Raw genomic sequence first — 16,448 nt, 5'->3', positions numbered from 1 at the left:
CCTTGAGCCATCGGATGCGTTTAGAGTGTTCGACAGCAGCAGGGGCTACGCCATGAACCAAGGATGGTTTTCCAGGCCGGTGCCAGTTTCGATCGGCATTGCCGGCGCGACCCGAAACATCTTGAGCGCACAGCAAGCGGTGGAGTTACTGTCGGGCGATTGGCGGGATGCGGGCAGTCTGCAACACAGCTCAGCGCTGCGCGCCTGCCGCCGGGCCATGAGCGGCGACGTTCCGGCCGAAGCCGCAAGGGAAGCCTTTGTCGGCGCCGCGCGGGAGGCGCATATTCTGGTCGAGTGAACGCGGACAGAACCGATCGTTGGCGGTCCATATGCGCAGCGCCGCGGTCAGGCTGCGCGGGGCACCCTAGACAAAGCTGACCGAGACGCGCCCAAACCTGCCTAAATCGCCGGTGATTTCGTCACCGGCCTCGACGCTTATCGGCGTCACGCAGGTGCCGGTCATCACCACCTCTCCCGGCTGGAGTGCAATGCCCAGGCCCGACAATTCATTGACGAGCCATGCAAGCGCAATACGAGGGTCGCCCAACACAGCTGCCCCCGTCCCGTTATGCTGTGGCTTTCCAGAAACGAAAGCGACCACCGGGTGCTTCGCGAGATCCACGTCGCGCCAATCGTCTTCTACAGCCTGGCCGATGACGAACAGATTGGCGCAGGCGTTGTCCGCGATGAGCTGCGGTGCGCCGACTGCACAGAAATCGTCATAACGTGAGTCCGGTATTTCGATCGCCGGGTGCAAGCTCGCAACGGCATCCATCACTTCAGCGATTTCATAGGGTGCTGAACGAGCCCGCAGTTGGCGGCCGAAACGAAAAGCGAACTCGATCTCGGCCACGCGCATATTGCTGGTCGCCAGGGAAATGGCCCCGCCGACCTCAACCTCTTTTTCGGCCAGCAGACGCCCGGCCATCGGGCCGTCGACGTTGATGTGCCTTTGTCCGGCCAGACTGGTTGCGGCAATCTTCCAGCCGAAAAGCGGAGCCGCCGAACGAGCCATCACATGCGACTGGATCGCGTAACCTTCGATTCGCGTTTGTGGCCGCAACGCCTCGGGGATGGCGTCCAGACGGGTGCCCTTGTCCCAATGGCCAACCAACAGCTGCGACGCGGCCCTGGCCTTTTTTGGATCGAGCATCGTTAGCTCCGGAATGAGGGAATCCGCCCACTACCCGTGGCTTCGTGGATCAGGAGCCGGCAAGGAGCATTCCACTATGTGGAGCCGTCCACACAGCGGGCAAGATAGGTGACCGGGAATCGAGAGTCCATATTGCGCGAACGGGTCCGGCGGCACTGTGATCAACCGGGGACGTCATGCGAAAACCGCGACAGGGCCATCGCTGTCTCGCCAGGGTTTTCCTCCGGGAAAAAGTGCCCGCCTTTGACCGCGCTGCCCTCGACGCGGTCGGCCCATTGCCGCCAGATCGCCAGCGGCCCACCTTCATCCGCATACCAGTTTTCCAGTCCGCCTTCGCTGCTCCACAGCGCAAGCAGCGGGCAAGCGATGCGCCGGCTCTCTGCCTGGTCCAGCGCGTCATGGTCGCGGTCGATGCCAGCGGCGGCGCGATACTCCTCGCAGATGGCGTGGATATGGTCGGGGTCGCGCAGCGCATCGATATAGGCCGCCCTGATTTCAGCCGGGAAGGCGTCGGCAGCCGAACCCCATTGCGCGATGGCGTTGTCGACAATCACATCGGGCGCGGCCGCCAGCAGGCGTTCCGGCAACGGCTCCGGCTGCGCAAGCAGGCTCCACGGCCAGAAGCTGATCGCCAGCCTGGCATCGGCGCGGTCCCAGGCGGCGGCAGTGGGGATGACATCGAGGACGGCGATCTTCGACACCTGACCGGGATGGTCGAGCGCCAGCCGATAGGCGACACGGCCGCCGCGATCATGGCCGGCAATCATGAAGCGCTCGAAGCCGAGCACGCGCATGACTTCAACCATGTCGCCAGCCATGGTCCGTTTCGAATAGGGAGCATGATCGGCTGAGGATGCCGGACAACCGCTTTGCCCATAGCCTCGGAGATCGGCGGCAACCACGGTAAAGCGCGGCGCCAGCGCCGTGGCGATATCCCGCCACATCAGATGGGTTTCGGGAAAACCATGGAGAAGCAGCAGCGGTGGACCGGTTCCACCGACCCTGACGAAGATCGATGTGCCCGCCACCTGTAGGGTCTTCGCCTCAAAGCCCGAAAACATCACGCGTCTCTGCTATCGCCTGCGTCCCGCGGACCCAGCGCGCCGTGGCTGGAGCGGATGCTGAGCACTTGCACACCTGCCGGCAGTTCGATCAGGAACTCCTTGTCCCGATCCAGATGGTGGATGCTTTTCGGGTCACCGCCAGTGAACGCGGCCATCGCCTCGACGCTCTCCCAATAGGAGATCGTCATGAATTCCGAATAAGTGGGCGTGTCCTCGCGAAATGTCTGCACTCCAAGCGCCTTGTCGATCAGCGGCTTGATACCGGCTTCAAAATTGTAGATCTCGTAGGCGTCGGCATTCTCGGGCAAGGTTCTGCCGCGCCAGATGCGGGCGATGGTCGGTTTTATCGGTGCCATCACCGATAAACATCTGACAGCAAGTTTCTGTTCCGTCGGCCAACCACCACCGCGATAGCCCCGTACCGATCGCCGGCGAGGACTTGAACGGTCTGGAAAGCAGCTAGCCGGTTTTCAGAAAATAATCCTGCTGTCGCAACCGCAATTCAGCCAGCAACATCGCTTCGTCGGCCGTGCCGTTCTGGAAGAGATTGAACAGCGTGCCGGCAATCAGCTCGGCTTCGGCCGAATTGGTGGCATGGCAACCGTCGGCGCAGACTTCGCCGAACACGCGTTGAAGCATGGCAAGGTCGTCCGGATACAAGATCGAATTGCTGAGATAAAGACTGATCATACCGAGCCTCCCTATGGGCAAGAGTACGATCTTCACTCTCAAGCGCCGGCTGCCTACCAGTTGACCGGCGATGGTCTCACAGTACGCCATCATACGGGCTTGGCAATTCACTTTGACATAGGTCATCGTGAATCACCGGACAGTCAAGCTGGCGGCCTGAGCCTGGCAGTTGTCATGTCCGGACGTGTCGAGGGTCAGCCCTCGTCCTTGGTCTTTCGGGCTTCCTGCTCGCCCTTGGCTTTGCCGTGCTCCTTGGCAAGGTCCTTGGCCTGCTGCGGCGAAACATCCGTTTGCTCGGCAATGCGCAAGGCTTCCTTGTCGGAAATGCGATGGTCTTTGGACGGGGTGTTGGTCATCGTAAACCTCCAAAAAGAAAGGCCCACCGAACAACGGTGGGCCTTTATTGTATCAGGCTGCTTCTGCTTGCTGATTGACGGCTGTGGTGGCGATCCCGGTCAGGGCCTCGTCGGTTGCCTTTTCTTCCTTCAGCGTCGCTTCAAGAAGCGCAACCGCATCCTTCAGGCCAAGCTCGCCGGCCCATGTCCGCATCGTTCCGTAGCGCGAAATCTCATAGTGTTCGACCGACTGCGCTGCAGCCAGGAGCCCGGCATCAAGCGCCGGTGAGCCCTTGTATTCTTCCATGATTTCAGCGCCCTCATCGGTGATGCCGACGATTGCCGGGCAGGTCTTGCCCTGCGGCTTCTTGTCGATGATTGCGAACACCTGCTCGAGGCGGGCGACATGGCCTTCGGTTTCGCTGCGATGCTTCTCGAAAGCCGCCTTCAGATCCGCACTCTGGGCTGCCTTTGCCATCTTGGGCAGGGTTGTGAGGATTTTCTTCTCGGCAAAATAGATGTCCTTCAGCGTGTCGTGAAACAGATCCTCTAGCATTTTTTGTTTGGCCATTGTTGTTCTCCTGTGGGTTTTCCCTCGCACACACAATGGGCAGTTGGTTGAATTGTTCCGCTCTGTGATTCCGAATCCAAACTACCCCATCGCGTGGCGGATGGTCTTGGACAGGCGGGTCAGGAATGCCGGCCTCGACGAGGCGTCGAGCTTCCACGACAGCACAGCCATGGCCATTTTCCGCGGCAGCAAGCCGACCGACAGGAACCAGGCGGCAAGCACCGCACGCCGACGCAGAGACGCCGTCATTTCCAGGCTGGCGACGGCGCCGGCCGCTCCGAGCGCCAATCGGGAATCGCCGGCCACCGGGTGCCGGCTCTGGTCCGCGCAGAGCGATGCCAGCCGCTCCTCAAGGTGCACCGGATCGTGGCGGACCGTATCCGACGGCACGATGGTCACGCCGATCTCGGACGCTTGCCCCGACAGTGCCTCCATGCGGCGAAAGTCGTGACTTACCCGCCAGCGCGCGCGCTCGGCGAGCTTCTCGCCGAAGACCGAATGATTGGCGCCGTGGATCCGATAGGCGCCGACGCATTCGTCGATGGATTGGACGTGCCCGTAAAGCGGCGCCAGCGTTGCAAGATAGCCATCGGCGCCCTGGCGGAATTCCGGCTCCGGTATAGGCATGATCGATTCCAGGGTGGCGCGGTCAAAGGCCAGCCCGCTGGTCACCGTCGTTTGGTAGCGGCCCTTGTGCAGGAGTTTCGGCATCACGTCGCCACTGTCGAAAGGCAGTTCGGGCAGTGGAAAGACGTCCTTGATGCGTTGCCGTTCATCGACGATATGCAGCCTGGATTGCACCTGGGCGGTTGCCGCATCCCAGATGTCCACGATCGTCGAGACGGCGGTCGGATAGAGATAGTCGTCGGCATCGAGGAAGAGGACGATCTTGCCCGAGCTTGCGGCAAAGCCGGTGTTGAAGGCCGCGGCATGCCCGCCATTCTTCTCCCGCGGGCAGGCGAGGATCCTGTCGCCATAGGATTTCATGATTGTCGTGGAATTATCCTGTGAGGCGTCGTCGACAACGATGACTTCGACATCCGCGTGGTCCTGCTCCAGGGCGCTGTCGATGCTGCGCTCGAGGAAACGCGCGTAATTGTAGTTCGGGATGATGATGGATACCGGAATGATAGGCTGCATCGCATTTGACCTCGCATCTTGCTTTGGTTTCGGCAAACCCGCGCGCGGGCCTGCTTCCTCTTCAAGCGCGTCCCACGAATTCCTGAGGGAAAGCCTTCGCCTTCCGTCAGGACGGGTCACGTCTCTTGCTTTGCGACTTCATGCTGAGGCCGCCGTCGCCTTCGAAGACTGCCGCCGGTCATGGTTGGCGGCAGCAAGGGCTCCGACGGTTCGGCTGGGATGACACGACAACCGAGCCTGACGGAAAAGCGTCGGTCGCGATCAGGCCGGGACCGAAGCAGACAGGCACCTTGAAGGCATGGCGAATACTGGCCCCCAAATACGGCCGGAGCAAGCCCTTCGCCGAAAACAGGCTCACAAGCCTGTTACGTTTCATGCTGCAGCGACCGACGAAGGCATCGCGGCGGCCTGTGGTGGAGATTGGCGCTCTCTCCCGGAGCCGGCGGCGAGCCGGCCCCGAGCCTATGATCATAGAGCCTGAACGCTCAGGCGGGCTGCAGCCCGGGCAGCGACAGGTCAACTTCCTCGGGCAGGTCGCCGGCCATGGCGGCGGCGAACTTGGTTTGGTCGAGTTCCCCTTCCCAGCGCGCCACGACCACGGTCGCCACCGCATTGCCGACGAAGTTGGTCAGTGCCCGGCACTCCGACATGAAGCGGTCGACACCGAGGATCAGCGCCATGCCGGCAACCGGCACCGTGGGCACCACCGACAGCGTCGCGGCCAGCGTGATGAAGCCGGCGCCGGTGATGCCGGCGGCACCCTTGGAGCTCAGCATGGCAACGGCGAGCAATAGGATCTGGTCGCCGAAGGTGAGCGGCGTGTCGGTCGCTTGCGCGATGAACAGGGCGGCCAGCGTCATGTAGATGTTGGTGCCGTCGAGGTTGAAGGAATAACCGGTCGGGATGACCAGCCCGACCACCGAGCGGTTGCAGCCGGCGCGCTCCATCTTGGCCATCAGGCCGGGCAGTGCCGCTTCCGAGGACGAGGTGCCGAGCACCAGCAGCAGTTCTTCCTTGATGTAGCGGATCAGCGCCAGGATCGAGAAGCCGTTGTAGCGGGCGACGGCGCCAAGCACCACCAGCACGAAAAACAGTGCGGTCAGGTAGAACGTGCCGATCAGCAGGGCCAGGTTGGCGATCGAGCCGATGCCATATTTGCCGATGGTGAAGGCCATGGCGCCGAAAGCGCCGATGGGTGCGGCCTTCATCAGGATGGCGACGAGGCGGAAGATCGGCGTGGTCAGCGCCTGCAGGAAATCGACGACCGGACGGCCGCGATCGCCGACCATGGCCAAGGCAACACCGAACAGCACCGAAAAGAACAGCACCTGCAGGATGTCGCCCTTCGCGAAAGCGCCGGTGATGGTGTCGGGGATGATGTTCATCAGGAAGCCGACGATGGTCGTGTCATGCGCCTTCTCGGCAAAGGTCGCCACCTTGGTGGGATCGAGCGTGGCCGGATTGATATGCATGCCGGCGCCCGGCTGGACGACGTTCGAGACGACAAGACCGACGACCAGCGCCAGCGTCGAGAACACCAGGAAGTAGATCATGGCCTTGCCGGCGACGCGGCCGACCTTGTGCAGGTCGGAAACGCCGGCAATGCCGGTCGCCACCGTCAGGAAGATGACCGGTGCGATCACCATCTTGACCAGCTTGATGAAGGCGTCGCCGAGCGGCTTCAGCGCCTCACCGGTTTCGGGATAGAAGTGACCAAGCAGCACGCCGGCGGCGATCGCCGCCAGCACCTGCACGTAAAGATGCCGGTAGAAGGGAAGTTTGCCGCGCGGCTCGGCGGCAGCGAATGCTGTCTGCATAACGTCCTCCATGGCGCCCCGATCGAAAAGCTCGACTCCCCGGGGCAATTGCATTTGACCTCCAGCAGCCTCGCGACTGCTGAATTGGTGTTTGCAACTGCCGTGCCAAGTGTGCGGAAGAGAGCCTGTCATTTGATTTTGTTGAATATTCCAGACTTCAAGGGTTCGCTTCGCACATAGAAAGTGCGGCTATCCGCATAGTTCGAATTGCACTTTGTGCGAAATCATGCACAGATGAATGATGCTGCAACGTCCCGCCGCTGCCTTGTCTTCGACGCCCGGAGAACTCCGCAGGCGGGCGCGCCGTGCCTGGCTGCTGTTTGCGGCCATCGCCATTGCGATCGCCGGAGCAGCGTTGTACGGCGCCGGCCTTTACGGTCGCACCGCCGAGATCGGCACATTGTCGGTGCAGGGGCGCACCGACGCCAATCTGAAGGTCGCGCTGCTGCGCGCCGTGCTGGAAAGTCCGCGCGCGCTCCCCCTGCTTTTGTCCGAAGACCAGCAGGTGCGTGATGCGCTGTCGCAGAAAAACGCCGCTGCCAGCGATGTCCTGAACCGCAAGCTCGAAGGGCTGGTCTCCGGCACCAAGGCCGCGGTGCTCTATGTCATCGGCACCGACGGTTTCGCGATCGCCTCCAGCAACTGGCGCGAGCCGACCAGCTTCGTCGGCAACGACTACCGTTTCCGTGATTATTTCTCAGGCGCGATGCAGGCCGGAACCGCCGAATATTTCGCACTGGGCAATGTCAGCAAGCGCCCGGGCCTCTACATCTCGCGCCGCGTCGGCGATACCGCCACACCGCTCGGCGTTGTCGTGGTCAAGGCGGAGTTCGACCAACTCGAGGCCGACTGGCACGAGGCGAACCGCCCGGCCTATGTCAGCGACGAGCATGGCGTCGTGCTGATCACCAGCGTGCCGTCCTGGCGCTTCATGACGACGGCGCCGCTTGCCGGCGCCACACTTGCCGCCATCCGTGACAGCCAGCAATTCGGCGACGCGCCGCTGGTGCCGTTGCCGATCACGCGCCCCGAGGCGCTCCGCCCTGACGTGTCGATCGTTCATGCCGTGACGCCCGGCGGCAGCGATGCGGAGTATCTGCGTCTCTCTACGCCGGTCCCTTCGACCCCCTGGCGGCTGGACTATCTCGTCCCGGCCGAAGCGCCGGTCGCGGCCGCGATCCGCGAAATGCGGCTTCTGGCGCTGGGTGTCGTCATTCCGCTGCTTGGTCTCGCCGCCTATCTCCTGTGGCGCCGGCAGTCGGCGCAAATGCGCATCGCCGCCGAGCAGGCGGCACGCGTTGAGCTCGAACGCCGCGTCATCGAACGGACAGAGGATCTGAGCCAGGCCCGCGATCGGCTGCAGGCCGAGATTACTGACCACCGCGGCACCGAAGCAAAACTCCAGGTGGTGCAGCAGGAGCTGGTCCAGGCCAACCGTCTCGCCATCCTCGGTCAGGTCGCCGCCGGCGTCGCCCATGAGATCAACCAGCCGGTTGCCACCATACGTGCCTATGCCGACAATGCCCGCACCTTCCTCGACCGCAAGCAGACGGCGCCCGCCGAGGAAAACCTCGGCGCCATCGCCGCACTGACCGAACGCATCGGCACCATCACCGAGGAATTGAAGGCTTTTGCCCGCAAGGGCCGCACCGCTGCCGAACCGGTCGAACTCAGCGCCGTTATCGAGGGCGCCGTCATGCTCCTGAAGAGCCGCTTTGCCGGCCGGCTCGACGCATTGGCCATCGACCTGCCGCCGCCGAGCCTTAGGGTTATGGGCAACCGGGTCCGGCTCGAACAAGTGCTGATCAATCTCTTCCAGAACGCGCTGGAAGCGCTGGACGGCCGCGACGACGCTCATGTGCAGGTTTCGGTCGAGGAGACGGCGGATGGCGTGAGCATCAGTGTGTCCGACAACGGACCCGGCATCCCGCCGGCGATCCTTAAATCGCTGTTCACGCCGTTCAACACCTCCAAGGAAAAAGGCCTTGGCCTCGGCCTCGTCATCTCCAAGGACATCGTCGCCGACTATGGCGGCCGCATCGAGGTTTCGAGCGGCGACAGCGGCACACGCTTCGCCATCCATCTCTTGAAAGCAGCGTAAGACAGCATGACGGACCACGACGCCGCACCGGTCATCCTGATCGATGACGACAGCGATCTTCTGAAGGCCACCGCGCAGACGCTGGAGCTGGCCGGTTTTTCGGTCTCGGCCTTTCCTGTCGCGGCCGAGGCGCTGGCCAGGCTCGACGCCGGTTTCGCCGGCGTCGTGGTGTCCGACATCCGCATGCCTGAGATCGACGGCCTGCAGTTGTTCGATCGCGTGCTGCGGCTGGATGCCGACATTCCCGTCATCCTTGTCACCGGGCACGGCGACATCGCGGTTGCCGTCAAGGCGATCAAGGACGGCGCCTACGACTTCATCACCAAACCCTTTGCCGCCGACCGGCTGGTGCAGAGCGTGCGGCGGGCGGCGGAAAAGCGCCGTCTGGTGATGGAGAACCGGGCCTTGCGCGAGGCGGCCGGAGAGGCGCAGGACGGCCTGCCCTTGATCGGCCAGACGCCGGCCATGGAGCGGCTGCGCCGCATGCTGCGGCAGATCGCCGACACCGATGTCGACGTTCTGGTGACCGGCGAGACCGGTTCCGGCAAGGAAGTGGTGGCGAGCCTGCTGCATCGCTGGAGCCGCCGCGCCAGGGGCAATTTCGTCGCGCTGAATTGCGGCACACTGCCGGAAACCGTCATCGAGAGCGAATTGTTCGGCCATGAGGCGGGCGCCTTCACCGGCGCGCAGAAGAAGCGCATCGGCCGCATCGAGCATGCCAGCGGCGGCACGCTGTTCCTCGACGAGATCGAAAGCATGCCGGTCTCGACGCAGGTGCAGATGCTGCGCGTGCTGGAAATGCGCGAGGTAACGCCGCTCGGCACCAACGAAGTGCGGCCGGTGGATCTGCGCGTCGTTGCCGCCGCCAAGGTCGATCTTAGCGATCCGCGCCAGCGCGGCGCTTTCCGCGAGGATCTCTATTACAGGCTGAACGTGGTGACGATTTCGATCCCGCCGCTGCGCGAACGCCGCGACGACGTCGCCTTGCTGTTCTTCTACTTCGCCGAGCGCGCCGCCGCCCGTTTCCGGCGCCCGGTGCCTTCTGTTCCCGCCTCGGTGCATCGCCATCTCAGGGAGCATGACTGGCCGGGCAATGTGCGCGAGCTCGCGCATTTTGCCGAGCGTTTCGTGCTTGGGCTGGAAGAAGCAACGCAGGCGCAATCCCCTGCCCCGGCCCAGCCGGATGCCGCCATGAAGCTGCCGGAGCGGCTGGAGCGCTACGAGGCCGACATCATCCGCGAGACGCTCGGCCGCAATGAAGGCGACGTTCGGCGCACGATTGAAGCGCTGGGTATCCCGCGCAAGACCTTCTACGACAAGCTCCAGCGCCATGGCATCGTGCGCAGCGAATTTTCCAGATAGCAATACCGATCGCTTGGCGCCGCTTTGAGGTCCGGGCTGTAGTGCTTGCCCCTCGGGCTTGTTGCAGCCGATTGACGTTACGACCGCGTTTCTGCAATGTCCTTCCGCTGCACTGCTTCGAGGTTCAGCCCATGAAGCGCGGTCTTGCTTTCGGTGCGATTGCCGGCGTTGCCCTGCTTTGCGGCGCTGCATTCCTGCTTGCCGGTCAGTCGGCCGTCTCGCCGGAGGCAATCCAGTCATCCGTGACCCGTACTCCTGAATTGATAAACACCGCCTGGAAGCTGCCTGTGGCCGCCACCTTCAATGCCGACATCCAATGGCAATCGAACGGGTCACGGTGCGGTCCGGCAAGCGTCGCCAATACATTCCGCTCGATCGGCGAAGAGGAAACAACCGAAGCGGAAGTCCTCGAGGGGACGGGAAAGTGCTGGACCGGCTTTTGCATCATCGGCCTGACGCTCGACGAGGTTGCCGAAGTCGCCCGAACGAAGACCGGGCGGAAAGTCTCCGTGCTGCGGAACCTGACCGCCGGGGAATTCCGCGAGCATATGAAACGCGCCAACGATCCCGGTCGCCGCTACATCATCAACTTTACCCGTAAGAAGATCTTCGGCGCCGGCGTCGGCCATTTTTCGCCGATCGGCGGATATCTGGAGGCCGAGGACATGGTTTTCGTTCTCGATGTCAATGAACGCTACAAGCCATGGCTGATCGAGCGCGAACGCCTGTTCTCTGCCATGGACACAATCGATAGCGATGGCGACCAAAAGCGCGGCTTGCTGCTGATCGAATGAAACGGGCCTGATGCGGGACGCGCCATCGCTTGCGCACGGACTGAACCATTCGGCCGGGACAGGTCAGGGCCAAACAAGGGAAAAGCGGCCCATCTGTCAGGATGATAGCGCGTGCCGATTCCGGTTTTCGCGACCCTGCGCTAGACTGTGGCAACCGCAACTAGGCTGCCCAACCCCATGATCGTCCAGACCTGCATCAATGGCGCGCGCAGCGCCGATTTCCATCCGCAACTGCCGCTCGATCCCGAAGCCATGGCGCGCGACGGCGTGGCCTGCGTGGCCGCTGGTGCGGCCGAGCTTCATGTCCATGCGCGCGGGACGGACGGCCGCGAAAGCCTGGCGCCAGCGGCGATGGACCCGACTATGCTCGCGCTCCGCCGCGCTTGCCCGGGAACGCTGATCGGCGTCTCCACCGGCGCCTGGATCGAGAACGACGATGAGCGCACGCTTACGACCATCGCCGGCTGGCGTGAATTGCCGGACTACGCCTCGGTCAATCTCAGCGAGGCGGCGGCGCCGCTCGTTATGGAGAGCCTGCGCCAGCGCGGCGTCGGCGTCGAGGCCGGGCTCGCGTCGATCGCCGACGCCGAGCGTCTGGTCAGCCTCGACCATGGCGGGCGTGTGCTGCGCATTCTGATCGAGATTTCGGAGCAGACGCTGGACGAGGCCTTTGCCGTGTCGGACGGCATCGAAGCGGTGCTGGAACGCACCGGGATACGACGGGCCATCCTGCTGCATGGCGCCGATGCCACGGTCTGGCCGTTCGTGCATAGAGCCGCCGAGCGCAACTGGTCGACGCGTGTCGGGCTGGAGGACGGCAAGGCGCTGCCGGACGGAACGGTAGCGTCCGGCAATGCCGCGCTGACGGCGGCGGCGGCGGCGATATTTCGGGCCGGTCGCTGATTCACCCCATGGGTTTTAGGCGCCTTGCCTGACCATGATCTTTTCGGGATCCGGTGTCAGGCCACATCCCGCAAAGTCGAACGCGGCGTCGCCGATTTGGCGCCGGCGCGATCCTCGTGAAGCGCGAAGCCTGCGGCGCCGGGGTCGCCCAGTTCGGGGCGGAGCTGCATGCTCGGGATGTGGTAATCCCCGCCATTCTGCTGCCGATAGGGAATCGGCCGGATCGTCTCGAGCGTGCGCATCCTTTCGCGCAGGCGCTCCGCGACAGGCTCGAAATCGGCCTCCCCGAAACGGTCCACTCTGTAGACCACGAACGGCGGGAGCACGTCGTAGCCCGGATAATAGAGGATCCCGTGATTGATCGGGAACAGCAGGTCGTCGATCGGGCCGTTGACGCCGCGGGCGGAATAATGCTCTTCCCAGCCGCCGGTGGTCACGATCAGCATCGCGCGCTTGCCAGCGAGCGTTCCCTCACCAAAGCGGTCCCCCCACCGCTGGTCGCTGTGCTCGCCGACGCCATAGGCGAAGCCGTAGGCGTACACCCGATCGACCCAGCCCTTGAGGATCGCCGGCATGGCGTACCACCAGAGCGGGAACTGGAGGATCAGGGTGTCGGCCCACAACAGCTTGTCGATCTCCGCTTTGACGTCTTCGGTCAGAGTGCTGGTCGCAAAAGCTTTTTTGGATGCCCCAGCCGGCAGGAAGCGTGCTTCGGGCGGCCACGACGGAAAGTCGGCACGGTCCACCTCAGATTTCCAGCCATCGGCATAGAGGTCGGACACCCGCACCTCATGGCCCTGGGCCTCGAGTTCCCTGATGGCGACGTCACGCAGTGCGCCGTTGAGCGAACGCGGCTCGGGATGAGCAAAAACAAGCAGGACTTTCATGGGTCAACTCCGAAGAAGAAGAACGATAGACGCTAAAGGTAGCCAGCCCTAGGATGATCCGCTACATGTAGGCAATGCATAAGATTATGCCGAATAATGGATAGATCTGACGTCACGCTCGACCGCATGCGCACCTTCGTTCGCGTCGCCGAGCGCGGCAGCTTGTCGGCGGTGGCGCGCGAATTCGGCGTTGGGCAGTCGACGGTCACACGGCATTTGCGGGAGCTCGAGGAGGCCATCGGTGTGCCCTTGCTCAGCAGGACCACCCGGCGTGTCACAATGACTGATGAGGGCAGTCGTTACTATGCCGACAGTGTCCAGATCCTGCGCCTCGTTGAGCAGGCCGGCGATGAAGCGCGGGGCACGCGTGGTGCGTCGGCCGGCACGATCCGGATATCCTGCACGGCGGCACTCGGAGTCTTGCACGTCAGCCGGCTGATCTTCGCCTTTCAGGACCGATATCCCGACATCGGGGTTGATCTCAGCCTCACGGACGAGCGCATCGACCTTGTGCGGGAGGGTATCGACATCGCGCTTCGCCTCGGTCCGCTCACCGACAGTTCTATGAAACTGCGGGCACTCGGCCAGTCCCGGCGTCTGCTGGTGGCGGCGCCGGCCTATCTGGCGGCGCGGGGCAGACCAGCTATCCCCCAGGATCTGCCTGACCACGAAGGCATCCGGATGTCGAACATCGCGGGAAGCGACACGCTCGCCCTGCAGGGGCCGGGCGGCGAACGCCACGCAGTGCCTTTTGGCGGCCGATTTCGTGTCGACCATGGACTTGCCGCGCGCGAGGCCCTTGTCGCCGGACGTGGTATCGCACCTGCCCATCACTGGCTTGTAGACGATCTTCTCGCCGCCGGCCGGCTGGAAGTGATCCTGCCAGACTACGCCCCGCCTCCCATACCGCTGAGTATGCTGATTGTCCCGGAGCGCGCGGGCGTTGCCCGGGTCCGGCTGCTGGTCGATTTTCTCGCCGAGCGGATTGGCGGAATTCCGGGTATCGAGAAGCCGCGGCTGGAGCGATAGCCGAACACCCCTCGCCGGCGCCTTCTCGTTGCTAGCGCGACCGCGCCGGCTACTAGGTCTCGTAGTAGTGCAACTCGAGCAACAGACATCCGGTCTGCGACCTGAACGGACCATGGTAGACGCCGGGTGGTCGGCAGGCGTAGGTGTTTGGGGCAAAACTCAGCGGCGGTTCTTCAGACGTGGCGGCGCCGACAATGAGATTGCCCGATATCAGATAAACCTCTTCCCAGTAATCGTGCACGAACGGCACCGTGGTGTAGGCGCCCGGCCGGAACCGCAGCAGCCGCGTGCGGTTTCCCGTTTTGCCGGCCTCGTCGAGCCGGCCGGCAAGAATCTTCTGCTCGATGCCAGGCGGATAGCCGGGCGGCACATGCCAGCCCTCGCCGGCCATGTCGACGGCGTGGAATTCCTTGTGCTCCTTGGCGATCGGCATGAAAACCTCACGCGGCAACCGGAGCATCGCGGTCCATCTCGTCCTCCAGCGAATAGCTGTCCAGCATGTGGTCGACGAGTTGCGTACAGCGGTCCCAGTCGAAAGTGCGGAAGCTGTGCCCCTTGGTGACGAAAGTGGCGCCGGCATAGAACATCTCGTACTGTGTGTGGCGGGAGGCGAATTCCGAGCCGACCGCATCCCATGCCAGCTTGAAGAATTTTACGCGACCCTCCGATGAGGCGACTGGCGACTGTTGCGTCTTTTCGATCAGGTCGCGCAGTTCCGGGTTGGCGAAATCCTGGACGCCGGACGGCAGCATGATCAGCCCACCGCCGGCGAGTTCGCGCAGTGACAAGATAACCTGCGCGTAAAGCTGTTGCGTCAGCACCTGCGCGGAATACAGCGTGTGACCATCGGGTACGAAATAGGCGCCATGCATGCGGCCCTTCACCTCCATCGCGAGCACCAGCGCGTCGACCATGGTGTTCTGCGCGGCGAGCGCGCCTAGCGCCTCACGCACCTGCGGAAAGCCGATGACGCCGTTGGTCTCGGCGATGCGTCGGGCGATGCCGACGAGAAAACGCATCTTCACCATCAGGCGGATCTGCGCCTGGTAATTCTGAAAGACATGCGCCGGCGTGGCATGAAACTGCCGCTGGCACATGGTGATGTCCTGGTTGACGAAGACGCGGTCCCAGGGAACTTTCACGTCATCGAAGTAAAGCACCGCGTCGTTCTCGTCGAAGCGGCTGGCGAGCGGATTGTCGAAGACGCTGGTTGTACTTTCCTCGTAGGATTTGCGAGACAGGATCTTGAGTCCCTTGGCGTTCATCGGCACCGCGAAGGAGACCGCATAAGGCTCGTCGCCCTCGCGCAGCGGCTGGATGCAGGTGACGAAAACCTCGTTTGCCATGATGCCGCCGGTGGCCAGCATCTTGGCTCCGCGGATCGTCAGACCTCCGGCGTCCTGGTCAACCACGCCGGCGGTGAGGAAGCGGTCCTGCTGCTCGCCCGCCGACTTCGAGCGGTCGGCCTGCGGATTGATGATGACGTAGGTGAGGTAGAGTTCGTTATCCCGGGCGTAGCGGTAGTAATCGGCAAGTGCTGCGGCGCGGGCTTTGTCATAGGTCTCGAACACCTCGATACCCATGAACATGCCGGAAATGCATGAGGCGACATGGTCCGGGGCGCGGCCGAGAAAGCCATAGTGAAGCTCTGTCCAGGCTTCCAATGCCTTGCGCCGCTCGACGAGGTCGGCATGGCTGCGCGGCAACTGCCAGATGCGGTTGGCGCGCTGCCCGCCGCTTTCAGGCACCTCGAAGGTCATTAGCTCACGGTTGTCGGGCCGCGCCTGGAAATCGTAGAGCGCGCCGACCGATCGGATCGTCTGGCGGAAGGCGGAATGCACCGTGACGTCGCCGGCCGTCTGGCCGTTGATATAGACCTGCCTGCCGTCCCTCAGCGTCTCGATATGCTGTGCACCGGTCTTGATCATCTTCCCCTCCTGGATCAGTAGTGCCAAGAAATCAGTAGTGCCAAGAAATCAGTAGTGCCAAGAAATTAGTAGTGAATGTCGAGTGGCCAGAGTGGCGCCGTGAACTCCGTTGGCTGCAGCGCCGCATATCGCCCTTTGTTGAAAACCAGCGGCTGCCGGTCGGCGAAGGACCGGAAATGCTTCACCCTGGCAATGAACAGAACATGATCGCCGGCTTCGTGCCTGGTCCACGGCTCACAGTCGAACAGCGCCGCCGCGCCGGGCAGCACCGGGGCACCCGACCGGCTAGGCTCGAACCGCACACCCTCCCATTTGTTGGAGAGCGGTCGTGCGAAACGATTGGAGATATCCTTCTGGTTTTCGGAAAGAACATTGACCGCGTAGCTGGCGGCGTTCTCCCATAGCGACAGGCTCGCTGAACGACGGTCGATGCTGAACAGGACAAGCGGCGGGTCGAGAGACAGCGAGTTGAACGAACTCATCGTCATGCCGAGCTGCTCGCCATCGGCCAGACAGGTGACGACGCAGACGCCGGTCGGAAACTGTCCCAGCGCCTGCCGGAACGCACGCACGTCGAAAGCCGTTTCCCGCTCCATGATCATGCCCCACCCTTCGGCACCGATCTGTTAAGTCATCAAATCTCACCCAAGTCCGTTGCCGTGCCTGTTCGCCCA

Annotated in this window: 18 protein-coding genes; 6 read left to right on the top strand and 12 right to left on the bottom strand. The window is 63.1% G+C overall.

Going from position 1 to position 16,448, the window contains the following annotated elements; genetic code table 11:
- The first annotated feature begins 25 nt into the window (after positions 1-25).
- Positions 26-298 carry a DUF982 domain-containing protein gene (locus OHD62_RS22585; protein WP_263787269.1) on the top strand — a complete coding sequence of 91 codons (273 nt, stop codon included), beginning with the start codon at positions 26-28 and terminating at the stop codon, positions 296-298.
- A gap of 66 nt (positions 299-364) precedes the next feature.
- Here OHD62_RS22585 and OHD62_RS22580 read toward each other — a convergent pair whose 3' ends face one another.
- The 8 genes from OHD62_RS22580 to OHD62_RS22545 all read right to left on the bottom strand — a co-directional run bounded on the left by OHD62_RS22580 (position 365) and on the right by OHD62_RS22545 (position 6,770).
- Positions 365-1,153 (bottom strand): 2-keto-4-pentenoate hydratase, encoded by a 789-nt coding sequence (locus OHD62_RS22580; protein ID WP_263787267.1) that lies wholly within the window; start codon positions 1,151-1,153, stop codon positions 365-367.
- Positions 1,154-1,314: 161 nt separating this feature from the next.
- A complete protein-coding gene (locus tag OHD62_RS22575) occupies positions 1,315-2,214 on the bottom strand; it encodes an alpha/beta fold hydrolase (protein ID WP_263787265.1) in 900 nt (299 codons plus the stop codon).
- Complete coding sequence (locus tag OHD62_RS22570) at positions 2,214-2,573, bottom strand: antibiotic biosynthesis monooxygenase family protein (RefSeq protein WP_263787262.1); 360 nt, start codon at positions 2,571-2,573, stop codon at positions 2,214-2,216. The genes OHD62_RS22575 and OHD62_RS22570 overlap by 1 nt, the downstream gene beginning before the upstream one ends.
- 103 nt (positions 2,574-2,676) lie before the next feature.
- Complete coding sequence (locus tag OHD62_RS22565) at positions 2,677-3,033, bottom strand: hypothetical protein (protein WP_263787260.1); 357 nt, start codon at positions 3,031-3,033, stop codon at positions 2,677-2,679.
- Between the two features lie 68 nt (positions 3,034-3,101).
- Entirely contained in the window at positions 3,102-3,263 is a 162-nt protein-coding gene (locus OHD62_RS22560) for a hypothetical protein (protein ID WP_006336973.1), read from the bottom strand.
- A gap of 52 nt (positions 3,264-3,315) precedes the next feature.
- Positions 3,316-3,813, bottom strand: a complete 498-nt coding sequence (locus OHD62_RS22555) for a ferritin-like domain-containing protein (RefSeq protein WP_263787255.1) — start codon at positions 3,811-3,813, stop codon at positions 3,316-3,318.
- Positions 3,814-3,894: 81 nt separating this feature from the next.
- Positions 3,895-4,953: a glycosyltransferase gene (locus OHD62_RS22550; protein WP_263787252.1), complete on the bottom strand. Its 1,059-nt coding sequence runs from the start codon at positions 4,951-4,953 to the stop codon at positions 3,895-3,897.
- A gap of 485 nt (positions 4,954-5,438) precedes the next feature.
- Positions 5,439-6,770, bottom strand: coding sequence for a dicarboxylate/amino acid:cation symporter (locus OHD62_RS22545; RefSeq protein WP_263787249.1), 1,332 nt, complete (start codon positions 6,768-6,770; stop codon positions 5,439-5,441).
- A 241-nt stretch (positions 6,771-7,011) separates the two neighbouring features.
- Here OHD62_RS22545 and OHD62_RS22540 point away from each other — a divergent pair, with 241 nt between their 5' ends.
- The 4 genes from OHD62_RS22540 to OHD62_RS22525 all read left to right on the top strand — a co-directional run bounded on the left by OHD62_RS22540 (position 7,012) and on the right by OHD62_RS22525 (position 11,930).
- Entirely contained in the window at positions 7,012-8,871 is a 1,860-nt protein-coding gene (locus tag OHD62_RS22540) for a sensor histidine kinase (protein WP_263788514.1), read from the top strand.
- Positions 8,872-8,877: 6 nt separating this feature from the next.
- The gene (locus OHD62_RS22535; protein WP_263787247.1) at positions 8,878-10,233 is read left to right on the top strand and encodes a sigma-54-dependent transcriptional regulator; all 1,356 of its coding nucleotides are present in this window, start codon (positions 8,878-8,880) and stop codon (positions 10,231-10,233) included.
- 131 nt (positions 10,234-10,364) lie between these two features.
- On the top strand, positions 10,365-11,027 hold the full coding sequence (locus OHD62_RS22530) for a phytochelatin synthase family protein (protein ID WP_263787246.1): 663 nt from the start codon (positions 10,365-10,367) through the stop codon (positions 11,025-11,027).
- Positions 11,028-11,204: 177 nt separating this feature from the next.
- Positions 11,205-11,930: a 3-keto-5-aminohexanoate cleavage protein gene (locus tag OHD62_RS22525; protein ID WP_263787244.1), complete on the top strand. Its 726-nt coding sequence runs from the start codon at positions 11,205-11,207 to the stop codon at positions 11,928-11,930.
- A 56-nt stretch (positions 11,931-11,986) separates the two neighbouring features.
- On the opposite strand, the gene OHD62_RS22520 is transcribed toward OHD62_RS22525, so the two are convergent.
- Positions 11,987-12,817: an NAD(P)H-dependent oxidoreductase gene (locus OHD62_RS22520; protein ID WP_263787242.1), complete on the bottom strand. Its 831-nt coding sequence runs from the start codon at positions 12,815-12,817 to the stop codon at positions 11,987-11,989.
- A 96-nt stretch (positions 12,818-12,913) separates the two neighbouring features.
- Here OHD62_RS22520 and OHD62_RS22515 point away from each other — a divergent pair, with 96 nt between their 5' ends.
- Positions 12,914-13,846: a LysR family transcriptional regulator gene (locus tag OHD62_RS22515; RefSeq protein ID WP_263787240.1), complete on the top strand. Its 933-nt coding sequence runs from the start codon at positions 12,914-12,916 to the stop codon at positions 13,844-13,846.
- 52 nt (positions 13,847-13,898) lie between these two features.
- On the opposite strand, the gene OHD62_RS22510 is transcribed toward OHD62_RS22515, so the two are convergent.
- The 3 genes from OHD62_RS22510 to OHD62_RS22500 all read right to left on the bottom strand — a co-directional run bounded on the left by OHD62_RS22510 (position 13,899) and on the right by OHD62_RS22500 (position 16,376).
- The gene (locus OHD62_RS22510; protein WP_263787238.1) at positions 13,899-14,279 is read right to left on the bottom strand and encodes a cupin; all 381 of its coding nucleotides are present in this window, start codon (positions 14,277-14,279) and stop codon (positions 13,899-13,901) included.
- Positions 14,280-14,286: 7 nt separating this feature from the next.
- Positions 14,287-15,774 (bottom strand): 4-hydroxyphenylacetate 3-hydroxylase family protein, encoded by a 1,488-nt coding sequence (locus OHD62_RS22505; RefSeq protein WP_263787236.1) that lies wholly within the window; start codon positions 15,772-15,774, stop codon positions 14,287-14,289.
- A gap of 65 nt (positions 15,775-15,839) precedes the next feature.
- On the bottom strand, positions 15,840-16,376 hold the full coding sequence (locus tag OHD62_RS22500) for a flavin reductase family protein (RefSeq protein ID WP_263787235.1): 537 nt from the start codon (positions 16,374-16,376) through the stop codon (positions 15,840-15,842).
- Positions 16,377-16,448 lie beyond the last annotated feature (72 nt).

The sequence above is a fragment of the Mesorhizobium sp. YC-39 genome (assembly GCF_025753795.1).
Taxonomy (GTDB): Bacteria; Pseudomonadota; Alphaproteobacteria; order Rhizobiales; family Rhizobiaceae; genus Mesorhizobium.
Note: the sequence above shows the minus strand (reverse complement) of the source record. Positions and strands in the feature narration are given on the sequence as shown.